Here is a 21,098-nt window from a genome sequence, read left to right as displayed (position 1 = left end):
TCGCCGACGGCGAGGCCCTCGGCTACGACGACCCGCCGCTGCGCGGACACTCCTTCGAGTTCCGCATCAACGGCGAGGACCCGGGCCGCAACTTCCTGCCCGCCCCCGGCACCGTCACCACCTTCACCGCCCCGTCCGGGCCCGGCGTGCGCCTGGACGCCGGCGTCGAGTCCGGCAGCGTGATCGGCCCCGCCTGGGACTCCCTGCTCGCCAAACTGATCGTGACCGGCCGCACCCGCGCCGAAGCCCTCCAGCGCGCCGCACGCGCCCTCGAGGAGTTCCAGGTCGAGGGCATGGCCACCGCCATCCCCTTCCACCGCGCGGTCGTCACCGACCCGGCGTTCGCCCCCGAACTCACCGGCTCCACCGACCCCTTCACGGTCCACACCCGCTGGATCGAGACCGAGTTCGTCAACGACATCAAGCCCTTCACCGCACCCATCGACGGCACCGACGACGAGGACACCGGCCGCGAGACCGTCGTCGTCGAAGTCGGCGGGCAGCGGCTCGAGGTGACACTGCCCGCGTCGCTCGCCCGGCTGCCGGAGCGGCGGCCGAGCCTCGTCGGCGCCGCCGCCACACCGCGGCGCCGCGGCTCCGGCGGGGGCAAGGGCGCCGCGGCCTCCGGCGACACGCTCACCTCTCCGATGCAGGGCACCGTCGTCAAGATCGCCGTCGCGGAGGGGCAGCGCGTCGAGCAGGGCGAACTGGTCGTCGTCCTGGAGGCGATGAAGATGGAGCAGCCGCTCACCGCCCACAAGTCCGGCACCGTCACGGGCCTGACCGCCACGGCGGGTCAGGCACTGTCCTCCGGTGCCGCCGTCTGCGACATCAAGGACTGATCCACGTGGCAGCACTCACCTACACCGACGCCGTGGGCGAGGCACTCCAGCGACTGCGCGGAGTGGGCTTCGAGCACGGCGGGTCCTTCGTCAACCACGCGCCGATGGCCGCGGAGGCGCTGGCGCACATGGGATACGCCGACGAGGTGCCCGGCTGGGTCGACCACAACCTGCGCAACCGCGAGTACCACGACGTCCCCGAACGCCGCTGGGCCATCGACCCCGCCGACCCGGCGGACTGGCGCTCCGCGCTCGGCACCTTCTCACGGGTCGCCGACTGGACCGCCCTGTTCGAGCGGGAGCTGGCCGAAGAGCCGTGGACCGAGGTGCTGGCACGCTGGTGGCCCCGGCTGCTGCCCGGCATGTCGGCGATGCTGACGCACGGCGTGATCCGCACCGCGCACGCGGTGCGGGCCGTCGCCGCCGCCGGCGAGGACGACCGGCTCCGACTGGCCGAGCTGGCCCAGGGACTGGGCTACTGGGCCGCGCGGCACTCCACCGGCGGGATCGTCCTCGACGAGGAGCCGACGCCGGTCCTGCCGGACGGCGACGACGCGCGGGACCCGGTCGCCCGCGCGCTGGACGAACTGGTCGCCGAGTACGCCGGGATCTACGCCACCGTCGCCCAGCGGCACCCGATCCCGCTGATCCACGCGGTCACCGGACCGGCCGCCGTACGGCTGGTCGTCGGGCATCTGCCCGAGGAGCAGCGGCTGCCGTCGTACCGGGTCGCGCGGGCCGTCAGCCGCAGGATGCTCGACTGGTTCCACGCCACGCCCCGGCCGGCCGCGCCGCTGCCCCGGGCACCGGACGTGGCCGAAGTGTTCGCCCGGGCCGCCGAGATCGGCGACGAGCACACCATCAAGCTCGCCGAGGTCGCGGTGCGGCACGAGGCGATCGCCCCCGACCCGCGGCACGCCGCCGCCGCCCAGGTGGCGAACGAGGGCATCGGCCGCTTCTACCGCTGAACCACCGTTCCTATTCAGTGTGCAGGAGTGGGTCTTGGGCCCATGCCTGGTCACTGCGGACATCCCGAACGGTTTTGGGTGTCCTGGTCGCCCGCGTTCTCGCCGCGTCCGGCGGCACGGATCGTGTCCGTGGTCCGGGAACGCGGGGGCGGGGTCCCTCACGCCCAGGGGCACGCCGGTCGGCCTGGACGGTCCGATGCCCGTGCGCATCGCTCTGGTGTGCACGGGGCGGTGTCGTCCGTCGCCGGATCGGATGCCCTTGGGCGCGCCTGCCGATCGCGATGCTCGCCGCATCGTGACGGGTGGTCTTACGTCGCGGTGCGGCCAGCGGCTTCTGCCAGTGCTGCGCGCCCCACTTCGAGGTGTAGGCCGGGTCGACGGCGATGACCGCGATGCCGGTGGCGTCGGCCATGGAGGTCAGCCGGGCGCGCAGCCTGCCGGTGGGCATGCCCGAGATGAGCTGCCGGAAACGGCGTCGACGGCCGTGCTTCTCGCGGGTCTTGTCCGCTGTGAAGTCGAGGTCCTCGACCGCGATGGCCTTGACGCCGCAGGACTTCGCCCAGTGCAGCAGCCGCGACAGGGCGTGGCGGACCTGGGCGTCACGATGGTCCGCGCTGCCGGACAGGTCGTAGAAGAAGCGGCGGGGACGGCCGGTCGGGTTGCCGTGGACGTCGAGGCGCCAGGCGGCGAGGTGGTCGGCGTTGGTGTCGACACCGATCACGCCGTGGGCGAGGGCTGCCTCGATCGGGACGGTCTTTGTCGGTGGGAGCTGCCAGGAGGCCGTCACATACCAGCGTCCACGCCGCGTGTCGTGGTGGATGCGGTAGGCGACCGCCCGGTTCGCTTCGACACGGTCGGCCCACTCCGCGCCCCGGTGAGGGAAGCGCACCGTGGCGGCGAGGACGTACCGGCCGTGCCCCGTGTTGGCCAGAGCGGCGAGCGGGGCCGGGAGCCTGATCGACACCGCACCCTGCGGCGAGATACGGATCGTCTCGTTCCCGAACCTCTTGCCGGACTCCCCGTCAGCGGACAGGAACCAACGCTCAGCCTCCCAGCGTGTCCGCCACTCGGTCTCGGTGAGCTGCGCCTCGTCGAGATGGTGGCGGGTGCCCAGCAGACGCTTACCGCCCCGCACCACGTGGACGACGCCCTTGTCCCGGTCGGCGCGGACCGTAGCGAGCCGATCCTCGAGGACATGGAGGCGACGCGTCTTGTTGAACCATTCGCGGGCGGAGCGGTAGCCGCCGGGAGCGCGCTTGCTGCCCTTCTCGCCGACCGGGAGCGACAGGCGGTACCGGATCGTCTGGACGCCGGCCTCGAGAGACTGCACATGCGCGGCCTGTCCGCGCCGGGCCAGCGCCCACTGGTCGTGCGTGGCCTTCGTGATCGACCCGGCCCACCTGGATGACGACTGCGCCGTCAGCTCCCGCTTCCGCGCCGCCCACCTGTCGGCGGAGTGCGCAAGCCCGTCCACGCACCGGGCTTTGAGGTCTTTCGACGCCAGCGACCCCAGATGCGCGCCCACCAGCCCGAGCACCCTCTCGTCCTCGGGCGTCAGATGCCTCAGACGGTCACGCACCGCCACCCCGGACGGGCCAAGGACGACGAACGGCGCCGCCACCTCCCGCAGCCCACCCACCACGAACACCCTCGCTCCAAGCCAAGACCCGAGACACCCGCCATCACACCCAACGAACACCACCGGGAAAGGTCACCCATTCGAAACAAGAACCCCCGTTCCAAGCGCAGCCTCACCACAAGGCACCGACCCTCACCCATGCGCACCCGAACCCACTCAAACGCTGTCATCTGACAGCAGCTCACAACCCCCGCCCGGCGCCGGATCGCCGCCGAGCCGCCTTTGACCCGTTCCTTCCCCGCCCGGAGGGCGGTTGTCCCGAGGAGTGTCATGGACGCACAAGTCATCGTCGTGGGCGCAGGACCGGCCGGGATGATGCTGGCCGGAGAGCTGCGGCTCGCCGGCGTCGACGTCATCGTCCTGGAGAAGCTGCCCGCGCGGACCGGGGAGTCACGCGGCCTCGGCTTCACCGCCCGCACCATGGAGGTCTTCGACCAGCGCGGACTGCTGCCCCGGTTCGGGGACATCGAGGTCAGCAACGTGGGCCACTTCGGTGGCCTGCCGGTCGACTTCGGTGTCCTCGACGGGGCCCACCAGGCCGCCAAGACCATCCCCCAGTCGGTCACCGAGACCGTCCTGGAGGAGTGGGCCGGCCGGCTCGGCGCGGACGTCCGGCGCCGGCACGACGTGCTCTCCGTCAAGGAGAAGGAGGACAGCGTCGAGGTCGAGGTGCGCGGCCCCGAGGGCGTGCACCGGCTGCGCGCCGACTACCTCGTCGGCTGCGACGGCGGCCGGTCCACCATCCGCAAGGCCGCCGGCTTCGACTTCCCCGGCACCGCCTCGACCCTGGAGATGTTCCTCGCCGACGTCAGGGGCATCCAGCTGGAGCCCCGGATGATCGGGGAGACCCTGCCCGGCGGCATGGTCATGGTCGGCCCGCTGCCCGGCGGGATCACCCGGCTGATCGTGTGCGAGCGGGGCACCCCGCCGCAGCGCCGGGAGCAGCCGCCGACCTGGGACGAGGTGGCGGCGGCCTGGCAGCGGCTGACCGGCGACGACATCTCGCACGCCGAGCCGGTGTGGGTGTCGTCCTTCGGCGACGCCACCCGCCAGGTCACCGAGTACCGGCGGGGCCGGGTCCTCCTCGCCGGCGACTCCGCGCACATCCATCTGCCGGCCGGCGGCCAGGGCATGAACACCAGCATCCAGGACTCGGTCAACCTCGGCTGGAAGCTCGGCGCGGTGGCCCGGGGCCGGGCGCCCGAGGCGCTGCTCGACACCTACCACGCCGAGCGCCACCCGGTCGGCGTGCGGCTGCTGATGAACACCCGGGCGCAGGGGCTGCTGTTCCTGTCCGGGCCCGAGGTGCAGCCGCTGCGCGACGTGCTCCACGAGCTGATCCGCTACCCCGAGGTCAGCCGGCACTTCGCGGCGATGGTCTCCGGCCTGGAGATCCGCTACGACCTCGACGGCGGCCCCCACCCGCTGCTCGGCCGCCGGCTGCCCGACGTGAAGCTGACGGGGCACCGGCTGGTCGCCTCCAGCACCGAGGCGCTGCACCCGGGCCGGGGCGTGCTGCTGGACCTGGCGGACAACGAGCGGCTGCGCGACCGCGCCTGGGACTGGCAGGACCGCATCGACATCGTCACGGCCGAGCCCGTCCTGCCCGAGGACAGCCCGCTCGCCGGCACCACCGCCGTCCTCGTCCGCCCCGACGGCCATGTGGCCTGGGCGGCCCCGGGCAGTCACGCGGACCTCCCGATGGCCCTGGAGCACTGGTTCGGCCCGGCGCGCTGACCCCGGGCGACACCCGCACGCCGTCGACCGACCCCCGCGACCCCCGCGACGCACCGCCGAATGGAGAGATCATGCACAGCACCCTGATCGTCGCCCGGATGGAACCGGGTCTCAGCCCCGAGGTGGCCCGGCTCTTCAAGGAGTTCGACCGGACCGAGATGCCGCATCTGATGGGCACCCGGCGCCGGCAGCTCTTCGCCTACCGCGGCTTGTACTTCCACCTCCAGGACTTCGACGGCGACAACGGCGGCGAGCTGATCGAGGCGGCCAGGACCGACCCCCGCTTCGTGCAGATCAGCGAGGACCTCAAGCCGTTCATCGAGGCCTACGACCCGGCGACCTGGCGGTCCCCCGCCGACGCGGTCGCCACGCGCTTCTACGACTGGGAGGGCCGGGCGTGAGCGCCAGGCGAGTGGTCATCACCGGGGTCGGCGTCACGGCCCCCGGCGGTGTCGGCACCAAGGACTTCTGGAACCTGCTCAGCGAGGGACGCACCGCCACCCGGGGCATCACCTTCTTCGACCCGTCCTCCTTCCGCTCCCGGGTCGCCGCCGAGATCGACTTCGATCCGCACGGGCACGGGCTGAGCCCCCAGGAGATCCGCCGCATGGACCGGGCGGCCCAGCTGGCGGTCGTCACCGCCCGCGAGGCGCTCGCCGACAGCGGCCTGGACCTGACCGGCGCGGACCCGCACCGGGTCGGCGTCACCATCGGCAGCGCGGTCGGCGCCACCATGGGCCTCGACCAGGAGTACCGCGTCGTCAGCGACGGCGGGCGCCTGGACCTGGTGGACCACACCTACGCCGTGCCGCACCTCTACGACTACCTGGTGCCCAGTTCCTTCGCCGCCGAGGTGGCGTGGGCGGTGGGCGCCGAGGGCCCGGCCACGGTGGTCTCCACCGGCTGCACCTCCGGCCTGGACTCGGTCGGCCACGCCGCCGAACTCATCCGGGAGGGCTCGGCCTGCGCGGTGGTGGCGGGCGCGACGGACGCCCCGATCTCACCGATCACCCTGGCCTGCTTCGACGCGATCAAGGCCACCACCCCGCGCAACGACGACCCCGAGCACGCCTCGCGCCCCTTCGACGGGACCCGCAACGGCTTCGTGCTCGGCGAGGGTTCGGCCGTGTTCGTCCTGGAGGAGCTCGAAGGAGCGCTCCGGCGGGGCGCGCACATCTACGCCGAGATCGCCGGCTACGCCTCGCGCTGCAACGCCTTCCACATGACCGGACTGCGCCCGGACGGCGTGGAGATGGCCGAGGCCATCACGGTCGCGCTGGACGAGGCCCGGCTGAACCCCGAGGCCGTCGACTACGTCAACGCGCACGGCTCCGGCACCAAGCAGAACGACCGGCACGAGACCGCCGCTTTCAAGAAGAGCCTCGGGGAGCACGCCTACCGGACCCCGGTGTCCTCCATCAAGTCGATGGTCGGGCACTCGCTCGGCGCGATCGGCTCGATCGAGATCGCCGCGTCCGTCCTCGCCATGGAGCACCACGTGGTGCCCCCGACGGCGAACCTGCACACCCCCGACCCGGAGTGCGACCTGGACTACGTGCCGCTGACGGCCCGTGAGCACCGCACCGACGCGGTGCTGACCGTCGGCAGCGGCTTCGGCGGCTTCCAGAGCGCCATGGTCCTCGCCCGACCGGAGAGGAGCGCGGCATGAGCACGGCCGCGACGCGCACCGTCGTCACGGGGCTGGGCATAGCCGCCCCCAACGGCCTCGGCATCAGCGACTACTGGGCGGCCACCCGCTCGGGAAAGAGCGGCATCGGCCGCATCACCCGCTTCGACCCCACCGGTTATCCGGCGAAGCTCGCCGGTCAGGTGCCCGGCTTCCACGCCGGCGACCATCTGCCCAGCCGGCTGCTCGCGCAGACCGACCACATGACCCGCCTCGCCCTGGTCGCCACCGAATGGGCACTGGCCGACGCGGGCATCACGCCCGCCGAACTGCCCGCGTACGACATGGGCGTGGTCACCGCCAGCTCCTCCGGCGGGTTCGAGTTCGGCCAGGGCGAGTTGCGGAAGCTGTGGAGCCAGGGCAGCCAGTACGTCTCGGCGTACCAGTCCTTCGCCTGGTTCTACGCCGTCAACAGCGGCCAGATCTCCATCCGCAACGGCATGAAGGGCCCGAGCGGGGTGCTCGTCTCCGACCAGGCCGGAGGTCTGGACGCGATCGCCCACGCCCGGCGGCAGATCCGCAAGGGCACCCGGCTGATCGTCTCCGGGTCGATCGACGCCTCGATCTGCCCGTGGGGCTGGGTCGCCCAGCTGGCGAGCGGACGGCTGTCCGAGGGGGAGGAGCCCGACCGGGCCTATCTGCCCTTCGACGCCGCCGCGGGCGGGCACGTGCCCGGTGAGGGCGGCGCCATCCTGATCCTGGAGTCCGCCGAGGCCGCCGCCCGGCGCGGGGCCAGGGTCTACGGGGAGATCGCCGGCTACGCGGCCACCTTCGACCCCGCTCCCGGCAGCGAGCGCCCGCCCGGCCTGCGCAAGGCGATCGAACTCGCCCTCGCCGACGCGGGCGTGGACGCCGGGGACGTCGACGTCGTCTTCGCCGACGGGGCGGCCGTGCCCGAGCTGGACCGGATCGAGGCGGACGCGCTGAACGAGGTGTTCGGTCCGCACGGGGTCATGGTCACCACCCCCAAGACGATGACCGGCCGCCTCTACTCGGGCGCCGCCCCGCTGGACGTGGCGACCGCGCTGCTGGCCATCCGGGACGGCGTAGTGCCGGCCACCACCCATGTGCGCCCCGACGCCTCCTACGACCTCGACCTGGTCACCGGCGAGGCACGCGCCACCGAGGTCCGCACCGCGCTGGTCCTGGCCCGCGGCCACGCCGGCTTCAACGCGGCGACGGTGGTCACGGCGGCGTAGGCCGTCCGGCGGTCTCGGAGCGGGTGCCGCGGGGGCGGGTGCCGTGCGCGTGGGTGCCGGGGGTCTGTCCGGTGCCCGCGGTGCGGGCCGGTCCCCGGCGATTCCGCCCCGCGGCGCGCCGCAGCGGCGCGTACCTCGCCGGTGCCCGCCCGCGACCGCGCTGACCGCGTGGACCGCGCAGGTCGGCCGGCGCTCGTCGTGGCGTTCCTCGCCCGCTGCCGGCCCCCGGAGCCCGCCGCTTCGGCACGCCCTGGTCGCCTCGGTCGCTTCCGGTGACCGGAATGCCTCCGGTGGCCCGGAACGCGTCCGGCGCCCGCCGTGCGATGGCGCTTCCGGCGGCCCGGAACGCTTCCGATGCCCGCCGTGCGACGGCGCCCGCGCCGTCCCTCGAACGCGCCCGCGTGCCCGGTCCGTTCGTCTCTCCCACGCCCGGTCCGGGCCGCGGGCGTCCGCATGTTTCCCGCAAGACCCAGACGAGAGGAACCTCCCGTGTCCACCCAGTCCTTCACCCTCGACGACCTCAAGCGCATCCTCCTGGAGTCGGCCGGGGCCGACGAGAGCGTCGACCTGGACGGCGACATCCTCGACACCGACTTCGAGGAGCTGAGCTACGAGTCGCTGGCCATCCTGGAGACCTGCGGCCGTATCGAGCGCGACTACGCCATCTCCCTCGACGACGGCGTGGTCACCGAGGCCAGGACGCCGCGCGCCCTGCTGGAGGTCGTCAACGCCCAGCTGGCGGAGTCGGCGCGGGCCGCCTGAGCCGCCCTGGCCACGCGTCGCTCCGAGGCCGTACCCCTCACCCTCACCCCTCACCCCCAGGTGCGCCGGTGCCCGTCCCCGAGCGGGGCACCGGCGCCCCCTCGACCTGCCCAGACACGCCCACACTTCGCGACAAGGGAGCAGCAGACATGTCCGACAAGCACGAGCGGGTCGCCCTCGTCTCCGGGGCCACCAGCGGAATCGGCCTCGCGGTGGCGCGGCTGCTGGCCCGGCAGGGCCACCGCGTCTTCCTCGGCTCCCGTGACGCCGACAACGTCGCCCGGACCGTCAAGGAGCTGACCGCCGAGGGCCTCGACGTCGACGGCGCCACGCTCGACGTGCGTTCGGCGCTGTCCATCGAGAGCTTCGTCCAGGCCGCCGTGGACCGCTTCGGCCCCGTGGACGTCCTGGTCAACAACGCGGGCCGGTCCGGGGGCGGTGTCACCGCCGACATCGACGACGAGCTCTGGTACGACGTCGTCGAGACCAACCTCAACAGCGTCTTCCGGCTCACCCGCGCGGTCCTCACCACCGGCGGCATGCGGCACAAGAACCGCGGCCGGATCATCAACGTCGCCTCCACGGCCGGCAAGCAGGGCGTGGTCCTCGGCGCCCCCTACTCCGCCTCCAAGCACGGCGTCGTCGGTTTCACCAAGGCACTCGGCAACGAGCTCGCCCCCACCGGCATCACCGTCAACGCGGTCTGCCCCGGCTATGTCGAGACGCCCATGGCGCAGCGGGTGCGCGCCGGTTACGCGGCGGCGTACGACACCACCGAGGACGCGATCATGGAGAAGTTCACGGCGAAGATCCCGCTCGGCCGCTACTCCACCCCCGAAGAGGTCGCCGGGCTGGTCGGCTACCTCGCGTCCGACACCGCCGCCTCCGTCACGGCGCAGGCCCTCAACGTCTGCGGCGGCCTCGGCAACTTCTGACCGGCCCGCCACCCGCCCCCCTTCTCCGAGGAGTTCACGCATGTCCGCATCCGAGCTGCGGGAAGTCGAGCACGAGATCACGATCGCGGCCCCGGCCGCCGACGTCTACCGGCTGATCGCCGACGTGGCGAACTGGCCGCGGATCTTCCCCCCGACCATCTACGTCGACCATCTGGAGCGCTCCGGCGACGAGGAACTGATCCGGATCTGGGCGACCGCGAACGGCGAGCCCAAGAACTGGACCTCGCGCCGTGTCCTCGACCCGGACGCCCTGCGGATCACCTTCCGCCAGCAGGTCTCCACCCCGCCGGTCGCCACCATGGGCGGCACCTGGATCATCGAGCCGCGGGACGCGGACGTCTCGCGTGTGCGGCTGCTGCACGACTACACGGCCGTCGACGACGACCCGGCGAGCCTGAAGTGGATCGACGAGGCCGTGGACCGCAACTCCCGCTCGGAACTCGCGGCCCTGAAGACCCACGTCGAACTCGCCGTCGCCTCCGAGGAGCTGACGTTCTCCTTCGAGGACACCGTCGAGGTCGAGGGCTCCGCCAAGGACGTCTACGACTTCGTCAACGAGGCCGGTCTGTGGTCCGAGCGGCTGCCGCACGTGGCCACCGTCCGGCTCACCGAGGACGCCCCGGGACTGCAGACCCTGGAGATGGACACCCGCGCCAAGGACGGCTCCACCCACACCACCCGGTCGTACCGGGTGTGCCTGGAGGGCCGGAGGATCGCCTACAAGCAGACCACGCTGCCGGCCCTGATGAACCTGCACACCGGCTACTGGACGTTCACCGACTCCGGCGCCGGCAGCACCGCCTCCTCGCAGCACACGGTGGTGCTGCGGCCGGAGAACATCGAGAAGATCCTCGGGCCCGGTGCGGGCGTCCCCGAGGCCCGCGACTACGTGCGCTCCGCGCTGAGCACCAACAGCCGCGCCACCCTCGGCCACGCCAAGGCGTACGCCGAAGCGAGGCGCTGACCGTGGCCGGCGCCGGCGCCGCAGTGACGGACGTCGTCGTGGTCGGCGCCGGACCCGTCGGGCTGATGCTCGCCGGGGAACTGCGGCTCGGCGGCGCCGAGGTGACCGTACTGGAACGGCTGGACGCCCCCACCGCGGAGTCACGGGCCTCCACGCTGCACGCGCGGACCATGGAGCTGCTGAGGCAGCGCGGACTGCTCGACGGCCCGGACGGACTCGGCGACCCGCTGCCGCCGCACGAGCCGCGCGGCCACTTCGGCGGGCTGCCGATGGACCTCACGCTGCCCGGCCCCTACCCCGGGCAGTGGAAGGTGCCGCAGGTGCGCACCGAGGAGCTCCTGGGCGCCCGCGCGGCCCGCCTCGGCGTCCGTGTGCTGCGCGGCCACGAGGTCACCCGTCTGACCGAGCGGGAGGGCCGGGTGACGGTGACGGCCCGGCACTCCGGGCGGCCGGTGGACCTCACCGCGCGGTACGTCGTCGGCTGCGACGGCGAGCGGTCGGCCGTACGCCGGCTCGCGGGCGTCGGCTTCCCCGGCGATGACGCCGAGCGGGAGCTGATCCGCGCCGACGTCGCCGGCATCGACATACCGGCCCGGCGGTTCCAGCGGCTGCCGAACGGGCTCGCCATCGCCGCCCGGCGCGGCGACGGCGTGACCCGTGTGATGGTCCACCGCTTCGGCACCCCGCCCCGGGACGGTGAGGCACGCTTCGCCGACCTCGTCGACGCCTGGCGGGAGGTCACCGGAGAGGACATCGCCCACGGCACCCCGCTGTGGGTCAACTCCTTCGGCGACGCCTCCCGGCAGGCGGCGCGCTACCGCCGCGGCCGGGTCCTGCTCGCCGGTGACGCCGCCCACCAGCAGATGCCGATCGGCGGCCAGGCCCTCAACCTCGGCCTCCAGGACGCCGTCAACCTCGGCTGGAAACTGGCGGCGACCGTGCGCGGGCGCGCCCCCGAGGGGCTGCTCGACACCTACCACGAGGAACGGCACGCGGTCGGCCGCCGGGTCCTGTCCGGCATCCGCGCCCAGGCCCGGCTGCTGCTGGGCGGGCCGGAGGTGGAGGCGCTGCGCTCGGTGATCGGCGAGCTGACGTCCTACGAGCCGGTGCGCGCGCATCTGGCGGGCGTGATCAGCGGCCTGGACGTGCGCTACGGCACCCGCGACGGAGCCGCGCTCACGGGGACCCGGCTGCCGGAAGCGGACCTCGTGGGCGCCACCGGGCCGTGCTCCACCCTGGACCTGCTGCGCGAGGCACGCGGTGTGCTGCTCGTCCTGACCGGCGCGGAGGAGCCGTTCGCGGAGGCCGCGCGGGCATGGTCCGGCGCCGTCGACACCGTGACCGCCCGCCCCGCCTCCGGCGGCGCCCTGCCCGACGTGGCCGCCCTCCTCGTACGCCCCGACGGCTACCTCGCCTGGGCCGGAGACACCCCCCACGGACTCGAAGCGGCACTCGCCCGCTGGTTCGCGCCCGGCACGCACACCGCACCGCACCGCACTCACCCCCACCCACAACACGACGTCAGGAGAGAGAAGATGGGCAACCTGACCGGCAGGACGGCGCTCGTCACGGGCGCCAGTCGAGGCATGGGCCGGGCCACCGCCGAGCGGCTCGCCCGCGACGGCGCGCTGGTCGCCGTGCACTACGGCACCGGCGAGGACGCCGCCGCCGAGGTCGTCGCCGGGATCGAGCGGGACGGCGGCCGGGCGTTCGCCGTACGCGCCGAACTCGGCGTCCCCGGCGACGTGCACGAGCTGTTCCTCGCCCTGGAGCGCGGGCTCAAGGAGCGCACCGGCTCCACCGAGCTGAACATCCTGGTCAACAACGCCGGTGTGATGGGCGGGGTCAAGCCCGAGGACACCACGCCGGAGATGTTCGACCGGATCCTCGCCGTCAACGCCAGAGCGCCGTTCTTCCTCGTCCAGCGGGCCCTGGCCAACATGCCCGACGGCGGGCGGATCGTGAACATCTCCTCGGGCCTGACCCGGTTCGCCAACCCCGACGAGATCGCCTACGCCATGAGCAAGGGCGCCGTCGAGCAGCTCGCGCTGCATTACGCGAAGGCCCTCGGCCCGCGCGGCATCACCGTCAACAGTGTCGCCCCCGGCATCACCCGCAACGGCAACGCGCTGTTCGACATCCCCGAGGCCGTCGAGGCGATGGCGGCCCTGTCCACCTTCAACCGGGTCGGCGAACCGCAGGACGTCGCCGACGTGGTCGCCTTCCTCGTCTCCGACGACGCCCGCTGGGTCACCGGCTCCTTCGTCGACGCGAGCGGCGGCACCCTCCTGGGGTGACGCCGTGACCAGGACGCATCCCGCGCCCGCGGTCGCCGCCGGGGACGGGCGGTGGAGCCCCCGGCTGTGGGGGCTCCTGCTGGTGCTCGCCGGCAACATGCTGATCGACGCGCTCGAGGTGTCCGTGGCGGTCGTGGCACTGCCCTCGATCGGCTCGGACCTCGGGCTGCCGCTGACGGACGCGCACTGGGCGATGACCGGCTTCGCCGTCGGCTTCGGCGGACTGCTGCTGTTCGGCGCGCGGGTGGTGAGCCTGCTGGGCCGTCGCCCGGTCTATCTGGCGGCGCTGCTCGTGTTCGCCGCCGCCTCCGTCCTCAGCGCGCTCGCCCAGGAACCGGCGCTGCTCGTCGCCACCCGTCTGGTCAAGGGCTTCTGCGCGGCGCTGACCGCCCCCACCGGCCTCGCCATCATCGCCACGGCCTTCCCCCAGGGCCAGGCCCGCGACCGGGCGGTGTCCGTCTACGCGCTGTTCGGCGCGGGCGGCTTCACCGCGGGACTGCTGCTGTCCGGCCGGCTCACGGAGATCAGCTGGCGGCTGGCCTTCGCGTTCCCGGCCCCGGTCGTGCTGATCCTGTTCGTCCTCGGCCTGAAGCTGATCCCGCGGGAGCCGCCGGCCCCGGCGCGAAGCACCCCCCGCCGCTACGACCTCACCGGCGCCGCCACCTTCACGGCGGCGCTCCTCGCCCTGGTGCACGGCATCGGCGCCGTGCCCGCGCACGGCTGGACCGCGCCCCGGACCGCCGGGTCGCTCACCGCGGCCGTGCTGCTGTTCGCGGCCTTCGCGGTCGTCGAACGCACCACGTCCGCACCCCTGGTGAGACCGCTGCGCGACGCCGCGCTGCTCCGCTCGGCGCTCGGCGCGGCCTGCCTCAACGGCTCCTATCTGGGGCTGCTGTTCGTGCTGACCCACCAGATGCAGACCGTCGCCGGCCGGCCGCCGTCGACGGCCGCGCTGGCTCTCGTCCCGGCCGCCGCCCCACCGGCGCTCACCGCGCTCGCCTCTGCGCGCCTGGTTGCCCGCTTCGGCGCGCCCCGGCTGATCGCGGCGGGCGCCGTCTGCGCGTTCGCCGGGTATCTGCTCCAGCTCGGCCCCGCCTGGCCGTCGCACTACCCCACCCGGCTGCTGCCGACGCTGCTGCTGGTCGGGGCCGCCTTCGTGCTGTCCTTCGCCGCGCTGAACATGCAGGCGACCTCGGGGCTGGGCCCCGAGGAGCGGGGCGCGGCGAGCGGCCAGTACCAGACGGCCGTACAACTGGCCGCGGCCGTCGCGGTCGCGGCCGTCGCCGCGCTGCTCACCTCCGCCGCGGCGGGCCCGGGCGCCACCGCGGCCGAGGCCGTCGAGGCGTGCCGGCCCGCGCTGGTCCTCGTGGCCGCGCTCGGCGGGCTCGGCACCCTCGTCGCCCTCACCGGCCTCAGGCGCCGCTGAGCCCTCCGGGCCCGGCCGTCCCACCCCGCGCCTCCTCCATCTACCTCCTCCCAACGGGGCACGCCCATGGACCAGACAACGAAGACCTGGGTCTTCGACGACCTCGACGAATTCGACGACCTCGACTACGAGTTCGCGCAGGACACCGTCGTCGACGTGGACCCGCCGGACCCGGCCCACCTGGCCGTCTGCGGCGAGAGCGAGCGGGTCCGGCTGATCGACGACTACGTACGGGCCGAACTCGCCCGGGTGCTGCGGGTGCCGCCGCACACCATCGACACCGAGGGCCGCCCGATGAACAGTCTCGGCATCGGCTCCATCACCGGCCTCGAACTCCAGCGCCGCATGGAGGCGGCCCTCCACCTCGACGTCAACCTCAACATGCTGCTGCGCGCCAACAGCGCCGCGGAACTCATCGCGTGCCTGTCCGGACAGCTCGGCCCCGGGGACAGCCCGCACAAGCGCGGCGGGCGGGGCGTCCACCCGGTCCCGCACGACGGGCCGGGCACGACGTGATCCCGGAGCTGGTGGTCCGCGAGGGACCCGGGACCGCGAGGACGCGGCTGCCGGCCCCGGGGCAGCTCGACGTGTGGCTGGTGCGCCGGCCCCGGCTGGAGGCGGCGGCCGAGCTGCTGGACCTGTCCGAGCTGGACGAGGCGGAACGTCGGCGCACCGCCTCCTTCGTCCGCCCCACCGACGGCATCACGTACGCGTCCGCGCATGTCGCGCTGCGCCGGCTGCTCGGCGGCTACCTGGGACTCGCTGCGCGTGCGGTGCCGTTCGTGCGGGAGCCCTGTCCCGGCTGCGGCGGACCGCACGGACGGCCCGCCGTCGCCCACCCCGACCCGCCGCTGCACTTCTCCCTGGCGCACAGCCACGGCGTGGCCGTCGTCGCCGTCGCCGCCACGGTGCTCGGCGCCGATGTGGAGCGGCTGCCGAGGGACGAGACCGTCGAGGTGTGCTCCCCCGCGCTGCACCCGGGGGAGCAGCGGGAGCTGGCGGGCCTGCCGCCCGAGGAGCGGCGGGCGCTCTTCGGGCGGATGTGGACCCGTAAGGAGGCCTATCTCAAGGCGCTCGGCACCGGCCTGTCCCGTGACCCGGGCCAGGACTACCTGGGGGCCGACCGGCGCCGCCGCCCGGCCGGGTGGACGCTGCTGGACCTGCCGTCCGGGCCCCGCCACAACGCCGCCGTCGCGGTGCTCGGCGGGGCCCCGGACCGGGTCACCGTGCGCTGGGTGCCGCCCACCGCGCTGTACGCCGGCGGGACGGTGGACCTGGACACCGACGGCATGACCACGCACGAACCTGACTGGGGAGCGTGAGAGGCACCAGATGACGACCGACCAGAAACCCGATCAGAAACCCGATCAGAAGGCTGATCGCAGGGCGGACCAGAAGTCCGCGGTGAAGCAGTCCGCCCCGGCGGCCGACCGGCCGAGCCTGCACGACCGTGAGCACCGCGGTCAGTGGAGCGCCGCGGAGCGGCTGGAGGAACTCGGCCTGATCAAGCAGGCCGCACGGCACGGCGATCCCCTGGCGACCGAGCGGCAGCACGCCAAGGGCAAGCTCACCGCGCACGAACGTATCGAACTCCTGCTCGACGAGGGGTCGTTCGCCGAGGTCGAGATGTTGCGCCGGCACCGTGCCAGCGGCTTCGGGCTGGAGAAGAAACGTCCCTACACCGACGGTGTGATCACCGGCTGGGGCACGGTCCACGGCCGTACCGTCTTCGTCTACGCGCACGACTTCCGGATCTTCGGCGGCGCCCTCGGCGAGGCCCACGCCCAGAAGATCCACAAGATCATGGACATGGCCATGGCGGCCGGAGCGCCGCTGGTGTCGCTCAACGACGGCGCCGGCGCCCGGATCCAGGAGGGCGTCAGCGCCCTCGCCGGCTACGGCGGCATCTTCCGGCGCAACACCCGCGCCTCCGGCGTCATCCCGCAGATCAGCGTGATGCTCGGCCCCTGCGCGGGCGGCGCCGCCTACAGCCCCGCCCTGACCGACTTCGTCTTCATGGTCCGCGACATCGCCCAGATGTTCATCACCGGACCCGACGTGGTCAAGGCGGTGACCGGCGAGGAGATCACCCAGAACGACCTCGGCGGCGCCGACGTCCACGCCACCACGTCCGGCGTCGCCCACTTCGCCTACGACGACGTCCGTTCGTGCATGGAGGACGTGCGCCACCTGCTCTCCCTGCTGCCGGCCAACAACCGCGACCTGCCGCCCCGGGTGCCCAGCGGCGACCCCGCGGACCGGCGCACCGACCGGCTGCTGGAACTCGTGCCCGAGGACCCGAGCCGGGTCTACGACATCCGCTCCGTGATCGAGGAGATCGTCGACGACGGCGACCACTTCGAGGTCCACCCCGGCTGGGCGACCAACGTGGTGTGCGCGCTGGCCCGGCTGGACGGCGAGGTCGTCGGCGTCGTCGCCAACCAGCCCGCCTCCTACGCCGGGGTGCTCGACATCGACGCCAGCGAGAAGGCGGCGCGGTTCGTGCAGTTCTGCGACGCCTTCAACATCCCCCTCGTCACCCTGATCGACGTACCGGGCTTCCTGCCGGGTGTCGACCAGGAGCACAACGGCATCATCCGGCGCGGCGCGAAGCTGCTGTACGCCTACTGCAACGCCACCGTGCCGCGCGTCTCGCTGGTGCTGCGCAAGGCGTACGGCGGCGCGTACATCGTCATGGACTCCCGGTCCATCGGCACCGACCTGGCGCTGGCCTGGCCGTCCAACGAGATCGCCGTGATGGGCGCGGAGGGCGCGGCGAACGTCATCTTCCGCCGGGAGATAGCCGGTTCGGACGATCCGGACGGAACCCGCGCGCAGAAGATCAAGGAGTACCAGGCGGAGCTGATGCACCCCTACTACGCCGCCGAGCGCGGTCTGATCGACGACGTGATCGACCCCCGGGACACCCGAGGGACCCTTGTCCGCGCCCTGTCGATGCTGCGCAGCAAACAGGCCGACCTGCCGTGCCGCAAGCACGGCAACCCGCCGCAGTGAGCACGGCGGACGCGCCGGTCGTCAAGATCGTCAAGGGCACGGCGACACCGGCCGAACTCGCGGCCCTGACCAGCGTGCTGCTCTCCCGTGCCGCCGCCCGCGCGGCCGCCGGCCCCGGCCCGCAGGACCGGGCCCGCCGCCCCACGGCGGCCTGGCGCCGCCCGGAACGCCTCCCGGTGCACCGCGACCCCCGCGGCTGGCGGGCGGCGGGCAGCCGGGTGGCGTAGGCGCCGCGCCGAAGGTCCCGTCGATCGCCCCCCTCAGCGGGGGGCGCTGCCGAAACGGAGCTTGTTCCCCATGACCTTCCCGCACCACGAACGGACCGATACCGTCACGCTCCCGCGGGCCGAACTCGGCGCCCTGCGGGAGCGGTTGCGCGACCTGGCCGACCGGGCCGAGATCACCGAGCTCGTCGACCGCTATGTCACCCTGCTCGACGTCCAGGACGCCGACGGCTACGACGAGAGCTGGCCCCGCACGGTCTTCACGGACGACTGCCGGCTGGACTTCCCGGTCGGCACGGTGCGCGGCCTCGACACCGCCGCCGCCTTCCACTTCGACCGCAAGTCGCGCTTCGCCCGCACCCACCATCTGGCCGCGAACCACGGCATCACGCTGGACGGTGACACGGCCCGTGTCCGGGTCCACATCCTCGCCTCCCACATCCACCACGACGACGGCCCCGACCCCGGCGGGCGCTTCGACATCGGCGGCTACAGCGAGGCCGAGGCCGTGCGCACCCCGCGGGGCTGGCGGATCAGCCGCTGGCGGTTCCACCTGGTGTGGTCCGACGGGGCGGGACCGCGCCCGGGTCCGCCGCCCGCGGCCCTGCGCAGCTCCCAGCCCCGCCCGCGCACCGCCCCCACCTCACGAAAGGACGACACCGTGTCACGGACTCCGGCCGCCCTCCTGGACCTCGGCGCGCTGCGCACCGCCACCGGCGAGGACCGGTTGCGGGCCCTCGAGGCGTTCGTCTCGCGCACCCTGGAGACGTACCTCGACGTCCCGCCCGCCCACCGCGTCCACCGCGACCGCCCGCTCTACGCCCAGGGCATCGACTCCCTGACCGCCCTGGCCTTCCAGCGCAAGCTGGAGAACGCGCTGCGCGTCCCGGTGCCCACCCACCACCTCCTGCGCGAGCAGTCGGTCAGCGAACTCGCCGCCACCCTCGACGAACTGCTCTCCCCCGCGGAACGCCGGGAGGCCGCCACCGCGTCCGTGTAGGGGCTCGGGCACGCGGGCGTGCCGCCACCGACGGGCGGCGGCACCCGCGCCCTCCCGGTCCCCCTGACCGCGGGGTCGTCCACGGGGAGACCGGTGTGGAAAGGTGACGCGACGGGACCGGCGCGGGGAGAGCGGCGCGACGGCACGGCACGGGCACCGCTCACCGACCTCTCGGCGGAAGGCCGCACTTGAGCACCGAACGCATCCTGGTGACCGGCGGCACCGGTTTCATCGGCTCGCACGTCGTCCCCCTGCTGAGGGCCGCCGCGAGCGCCCCGCACGGCCCCGCCCTGCGGCTCCTCACCCATCGCCGCCCCGGTCCCGACGCCGCCGGCCTGGAGAGCGTGCACGGCGACCTCGCCGACCCGGCCTCGCTGCAGGGCGTCTGCGACGGCGTCACCACCGTCCTGCACCTCGCGGCCCGTATCGGCGGCACCCCGTCGGAGTGCCGGACCGTCAACGAGGAGGGCACCCGCGTCCTGCTCGCCGAGGCGGAAAGGGCCGGCGTACGCCGGATCGTGCAGCTCGGCACCGCCGCCGTCTACGGCGACGGACCGCATCGCGGGGAGCGCGAGGGCCGTATCGCCGAGGCACCGGTCTCCGTGACCAGCGAGACCCGCCTCGCCGGCGAACGGCTGGTCCTGGCCGCCGGCGGCACCGTCGTCCGCCCGTTCCTCGTCTACGGCGAGGGCGACACCTGGGTCGTACCCGGCCTCGTCCGGCTGCTGCGCCTCCTGCCGCACTGGGTGGACGGCGCCGGCTCCCGCCTCTCCCTGATCTCGGCGCCCGTCCTCGCCCGCGCCCTGGCGGAGCTGGCCCTGGCGCCCGGGGCGCCCGTCGCCGGTGTCCTGCACGCCGCGCACCCCGAGCCGGTGACCCTGCGGGACCTGCTCACGACGGTCTGCGGTGCCCTGGACCTGCCCCTGCCGGGCGGTGAGATCACCCTCGACGAGGCGCTGGCCCGGCTCGACGCCCACGGCCCCGGCGCCAGGCGCCCCCTGACCCTGGTCGCGGCCGACCGCTGGTACGACACCACCGCCCTGTGGTCCCGGCTGGCCACCACGCCGGGAGCCCCCTTCGCCGTCGCGTTCGAGGAGTGCGCCCCCTGGTACCGCCGCGTCCTGGCCGACGTGTCGTAGCCGCTTCCGGCCGGTGAGGCCGCGGCCGCTCCCGGCCGGCGCGGGGCTCAGCCGCCCAGCACGCCCCGCAGCGCCCGCACCAGCGCCTGGGCGCGCGGGTCGGCCGTCACGCTCTTGCGGAAGCCGTTGGTGACATAGCCGAACGCGATGCCCGATCCGGGGTCCGCGAAGCCGAGGGAGCCGCCGCGGCCGGGGTGGCCGAAAGAGGTGCCGGACAGCAGCGGTGCCGCGCTGCCGTGCAGCATGTAGCCGAGGCCGAAGCGGGTCCCGATGACGAGCACCCGGTCGGGCCCCGCCGCCTGCTCCCCGCGCGCCAGCTCCGTCGTCTCCGGCGTGAACAGCCTCACTCCGCCGTCCACCTCACCGATCAGCGCGGCGTAGAAACGCGCCAGCCCGTCCGCCGTCGCGATGCCGTTGGACGCGGGCAGGACGGCGGCCCGGTAGCCGGGGTCGTTCTCGTCCGGCAGCGGCGATATCGCCCCGAAGGCCCTGCGGGTGACCGACTCCGGGTCGGCGTAGGCGTCGGACACCGCCTGCTTGGGCCGGGTCCTGAGCCCTTTCGCCGCTTCCGGGCTCTCGACGTTGCCGACCCGGCCCACGCGGGCCGCCTCCCGCTCCGGCAGTCCGAGCCACAGGTCGGCGCCCAGCGGCGCGGCGATCTCGTCGGCGATCCACTCGCCGGCCGAGCGCCCGGTGACCCGCCGTACCACCTCACCGACCAGCCAGCTGTACGTCTGCGCGTGATACCCGTGCGCGCTGCCAGGCGCCCACACCGGCGCCTGCGCGGCCACCGCCGCCGCGCCGAGATCGGGGTCCGCGGCCTCGGCCGGGGTCAGCGGCCGGTCCAGGACGGGCACCCCGGCCCGGTGCGAGAGCAGATGCCGCAGGAGGGTCCGCTCCTTGCCCGCCGCCTTGTACTCCGGCCACACCTCACCGACCGGCGCGTCCAGGTCCAGCTCGCCCCGCTGCCGCAGCAGCAGCGGGACGGCGGCGGCGACGCCCTTCGTCGCCGAGCGCACGATCTGCGCGGTGCCGTGCTCCCACGGAGCCGTGCCGTCGACGTCCTTGGTGCCGCCCCACAGGTCGACGACCTTGTGCCCGTCGCGGTAGACGGTCACCGCGGCGCCCCGGTCGCCGAGCGTCTCGAAGTTCCGCGCGAACGCGTCCCTGACCGGCTCGAAGCCCTCGGCCACTGTGCCGTTCACGTCCACGTCCGTACTCCGTCCACTCCGCTCTCCGAACA

19 protein-coding genes are annotated in these 21,098 nt (G+C 73.7%); 17 read left to right on the top strand and 2 right to left on the bottom strand.

What is annotated here, in order from left to right; all coding sequences use genetic code 11:
- A partial coding sequence (locus ACWCPM_RS30595; RefSeq protein ID WP_450979502.1) for a biotin/lipoyl-containing protein occupies window positions 1-842 on the top strand: 842 nt, incomplete at its 5' end.
- Between the two features lie 5 nt (window positions 843-847).
- Window positions 848-1,810, top strand: a complete 963-nt coding sequence (locus ACWCPM_RS30590) for a hypothetical protein (protein ID WP_450979501.1) — start codon at window positions 848-850, stop codon at window positions 1,808-1,810.
- Window positions 1,811-1,820: 10 nt separating this feature from the next.
- Here the strand turns inward: ACWCPM_RS30590 and ACWCPM_RS30585 are convergent, their stop codons facing one another.
- On the bottom strand, window positions 1,821-3,449 hold the full coding sequence (locus tag ACWCPM_RS30585) for an IS200/IS605 family accessory protein TnpB-related protein (RefSeq protein WP_450979504.1): 1,629 nt from the start codon (window positions 3,447-3,449) through the stop codon (window positions 1,821-1,823).
- Between the two features lie 270 nt (window positions 3,450-3,719).
- Here ACWCPM_RS30585 and ACWCPM_RS30580 point away from each other — a divergent pair, with 270 nt between their 5' ends.
- The 15 genes from ACWCPM_RS30580 (at window position 3,720) to ACWCPM_RS30510 (ending at window position 19,855) form a co-directional block, all read left to right on the top strand.
- On the top strand, window positions 3,720-5,186 hold the full coding sequence (locus ACWCPM_RS30580; RefSeq protein WP_450979500.1) for an FAD-dependent monooxygenase: 1,467 nt from the start codon (window positions 3,720-3,722) through the stop codon (window positions 5,184-5,186).
- Window positions 5,187-5,257: 71 nt separating this feature from the next.
- On the top strand, window positions 5,258-5,587 hold the full coding sequence (locus ACWCPM_RS30575; protein ID WP_450979499.1) for a TcmI family type II polyketide cyclase: 330 nt from the start codon (window positions 5,258-5,260) through the stop codon (window positions 5,585-5,587).
- On the top strand, window positions 5,584-6,855 hold the full coding sequence (locus tag ACWCPM_RS30570; RefSeq protein ID WP_450979498.1) for a beta-ketoacyl-[acyl-carrier-protein] synthase family protein: 1,272 nt from the start codon (window positions 5,584-5,586) through the stop codon (window positions 6,853-6,855). The genes ACWCPM_RS30575 and ACWCPM_RS30570 overlap by 4 nt, the downstream gene beginning before the upstream one ends.
- Window positions 6,852-8,072, top strand: a complete 1,221-nt coding sequence (locus ACWCPM_RS30565; protein WP_450979497.1) for a ketosynthase chain-length factor — start codon at window positions 6,852-6,854, stop codon at window positions 8,070-8,072. The genes ACWCPM_RS30570 and ACWCPM_RS30565 overlap by 4 nt, the downstream gene beginning before the upstream one ends.
- A gap of 489 nt (window positions 8,073-8,561) precedes the next feature.
- Window positions 8,562-8,834, top strand: coding sequence for a phosphopantetheine-binding protein (locus ACWCPM_RS30560; protein ID WP_450979496.1), 273 nt, complete (start codon window positions 8,562-8,564; stop codon window positions 8,832-8,834).
- A gap of 149 nt (window positions 8,835-8,983) precedes the next feature.
- On the top strand, window positions 8,984-9,769 hold the full coding sequence (gene fabG, locus ACWCPM_RS30555; RefSeq protein ID WP_450979495.1) for a 3-oxoacyl-ACP reductase FabG: 786 nt from the start codon (window positions 8,984-8,986) through the stop codon (window positions 9,767-9,769).
- 40 nt (window positions 9,770-9,809) lie between these two features.
- A complete protein-coding gene (locus ACWCPM_RS30550) occupies window positions 9,810-10,754 on the top strand; it encodes an aromatase/cyclase (protein ID WP_450979494.1) in 945 nt (314 codons plus the stop codon).
- Window positions 10,755-10,819: 65 nt separating this feature from the next.
- A complete protein-coding gene (locus ACWCPM_RS30545) occupies window positions 10,820-13,051 on the top strand; it encodes an SDR family oxidoreductase (protein WP_450979503.1) in 2,232 nt (743 codons plus the stop codon).
- Between the two features lie 4 nt (window positions 13,052-13,055).
- Window positions 13,056-14,477 carry an MFS transporter gene (locus ACWCPM_RS30540; protein ID WP_450979493.1) on the top strand — a complete coding sequence of 474 codons (1,422 nt, stop codon included), beginning with the start codon at window positions 13,056-13,058 and terminating at the stop codon, window positions 14,475-14,477.
- Between the two features lie 66 nt (window positions 14,478-14,543).
- On the top strand, window positions 14,544-14,993 hold the full coding sequence (locus tag ACWCPM_RS30535; protein WP_450979492.1) for an acyl carrier protein: 450 nt from the start codon (window positions 14,544-14,546) through the stop codon (window positions 14,991-14,993).
- Complete coding sequence (locus ACWCPM_RS30530; RefSeq protein ID WP_450979491.1) at window positions 14,990-15,799, top strand: 4'-phosphopantetheinyl transferase family protein; 810 nt, start codon at window positions 14,990-14,992, stop codon at window positions 15,797-15,799. The genes ACWCPM_RS30535 and ACWCPM_RS30530 overlap by 4 nt, the downstream gene beginning before the upstream one ends.
- A 10-nt stretch (window positions 15,800-15,809) precedes the next feature.
- Window positions 15,810-17,492, top strand: a complete 1,683-nt coding sequence (locus tag ACWCPM_RS30525; RefSeq protein WP_450979490.1) for an acyl-CoA carboxylase subunit beta — start codon at window positions 15,810-15,812, stop codon at window positions 17,490-17,492.
- Window positions 17,489-17,719: an acyl-CoA carboxylase subunit epsilon gene (locus ACWCPM_RS30520; RefSeq protein ID WP_450979489.1), complete on the top strand. Its 231-nt coding sequence runs from the start codon at window positions 17,489-17,491 to the stop codon at window positions 17,717-17,719. The genes ACWCPM_RS30525 and ACWCPM_RS30520 overlap by 4 nt, the downstream gene beginning before the upstream one ends.
- Before the next feature lie 70 nt (window positions 17,720-17,789).
- Window positions 17,790-18,716 (top strand): nuclear transport factor 2 family protein, encoded by a 927-nt coding sequence (locus ACWCPM_RS30515; protein WP_450979488.1) that lies wholly within the window; start codon window positions 17,790-17,792, stop codon window positions 18,714-18,716.
- Between the two features lie 188 nt (window positions 18,717-18,904).
- Window positions 18,905-19,855: an NAD-dependent epimerase/dehydratase family protein gene (locus ACWCPM_RS30510; protein ID WP_450979487.1), complete on the top strand. Its 951-nt coding sequence runs from the start codon at window positions 18,905-18,907 to the stop codon at window positions 19,853-19,855.
- Window positions 19,856-19,902: 47 nt separating this feature from the next.
- On the opposite strand, the gene ACWCPM_RS30505 is transcribed toward ACWCPM_RS30510, so the two are convergent.
- Window positions 19,903-21,066 (bottom strand): serine hydrolase domain-containing protein, encoded by a 1,164-nt coding sequence (locus tag ACWCPM_RS30505; protein ID WP_450979486.1) that lies wholly within the window; start codon window positions 21,064-21,066, stop codon window positions 19,903-19,905.
- Window positions 21,067-21,098: the final 32 nt, after the last annotated feature.

Source organism: Streptomyces sp. NPDC002309 (genome assembly GCF_053593375.1).
This window is presented reverse-complemented; position numbering and strand designations above follow the sequence as displayed.

Bases quoted from the DNA above. Each gene is read 5' to 3' on its own strand.
- ACWCPM_RS30580 (WP_450979500.1), top strand. From the start codon at position 3,720: ATGGACGCACAAGTCATCGTCGTGGGCGCAGGACCGGCCGGGATGATG.
- ACWCPM_RS30545 (WP_450979503.1), top strand. From the start codon at position 10,820: ATGCTCGCCGGGGAACTGCGGCTCGGCGGCGCCGAGGTGACCGTACTG.
- ACWCPM_RS30565 (WP_450979497.1), top strand. From the start codon at position 6,852: ATGAGCACGGCCGCGACGCGCACCGTCGTCACGGGGCTGGGCATAGCC.
- ACWCPM_RS30575 (WP_450979499.1), top strand. From the start codon at position 5,258: ATGCACAGCACCCTGATCGTCGCCCGGATGGAACCGGGTCTCAGCCCC.
- ACWCPM_RS30550 (WP_450979494.1), top strand. From the start codon at position 9,810: ATGTCCGCATCCGAGCTGCGGGAAGTCGAGCACGAGATCACGATCGCG.
- ACWCPM_RS30535 (WP_450979492.1), top strand. From the start codon at position 14,544: ATGGACCAGACAACGAAGACCTGGGTCTTCGACGACCTCGACGAATTC.
- ACWCPM_RS30515 (WP_450979488.1), top strand. From the start codon at position 17,790: ATGACCTTCCCGCACCACGAACGGACCGATACCGTCACGCTCCCGCGG.
- ACWCPM_RS30525 (WP_450979490.1), top strand. From the start codon at position 15,810: ATGACGACCGACCAGAAACCCGATCAGAAACCCGATCAGAAGGCTGAT.
- fabG (WP_450979495.1), top strand. From the start codon at position 8,984: ATGTCCGACAAGCACGAGCGGGTCGCCCTCGTCTCCGGGGCCACCAGC.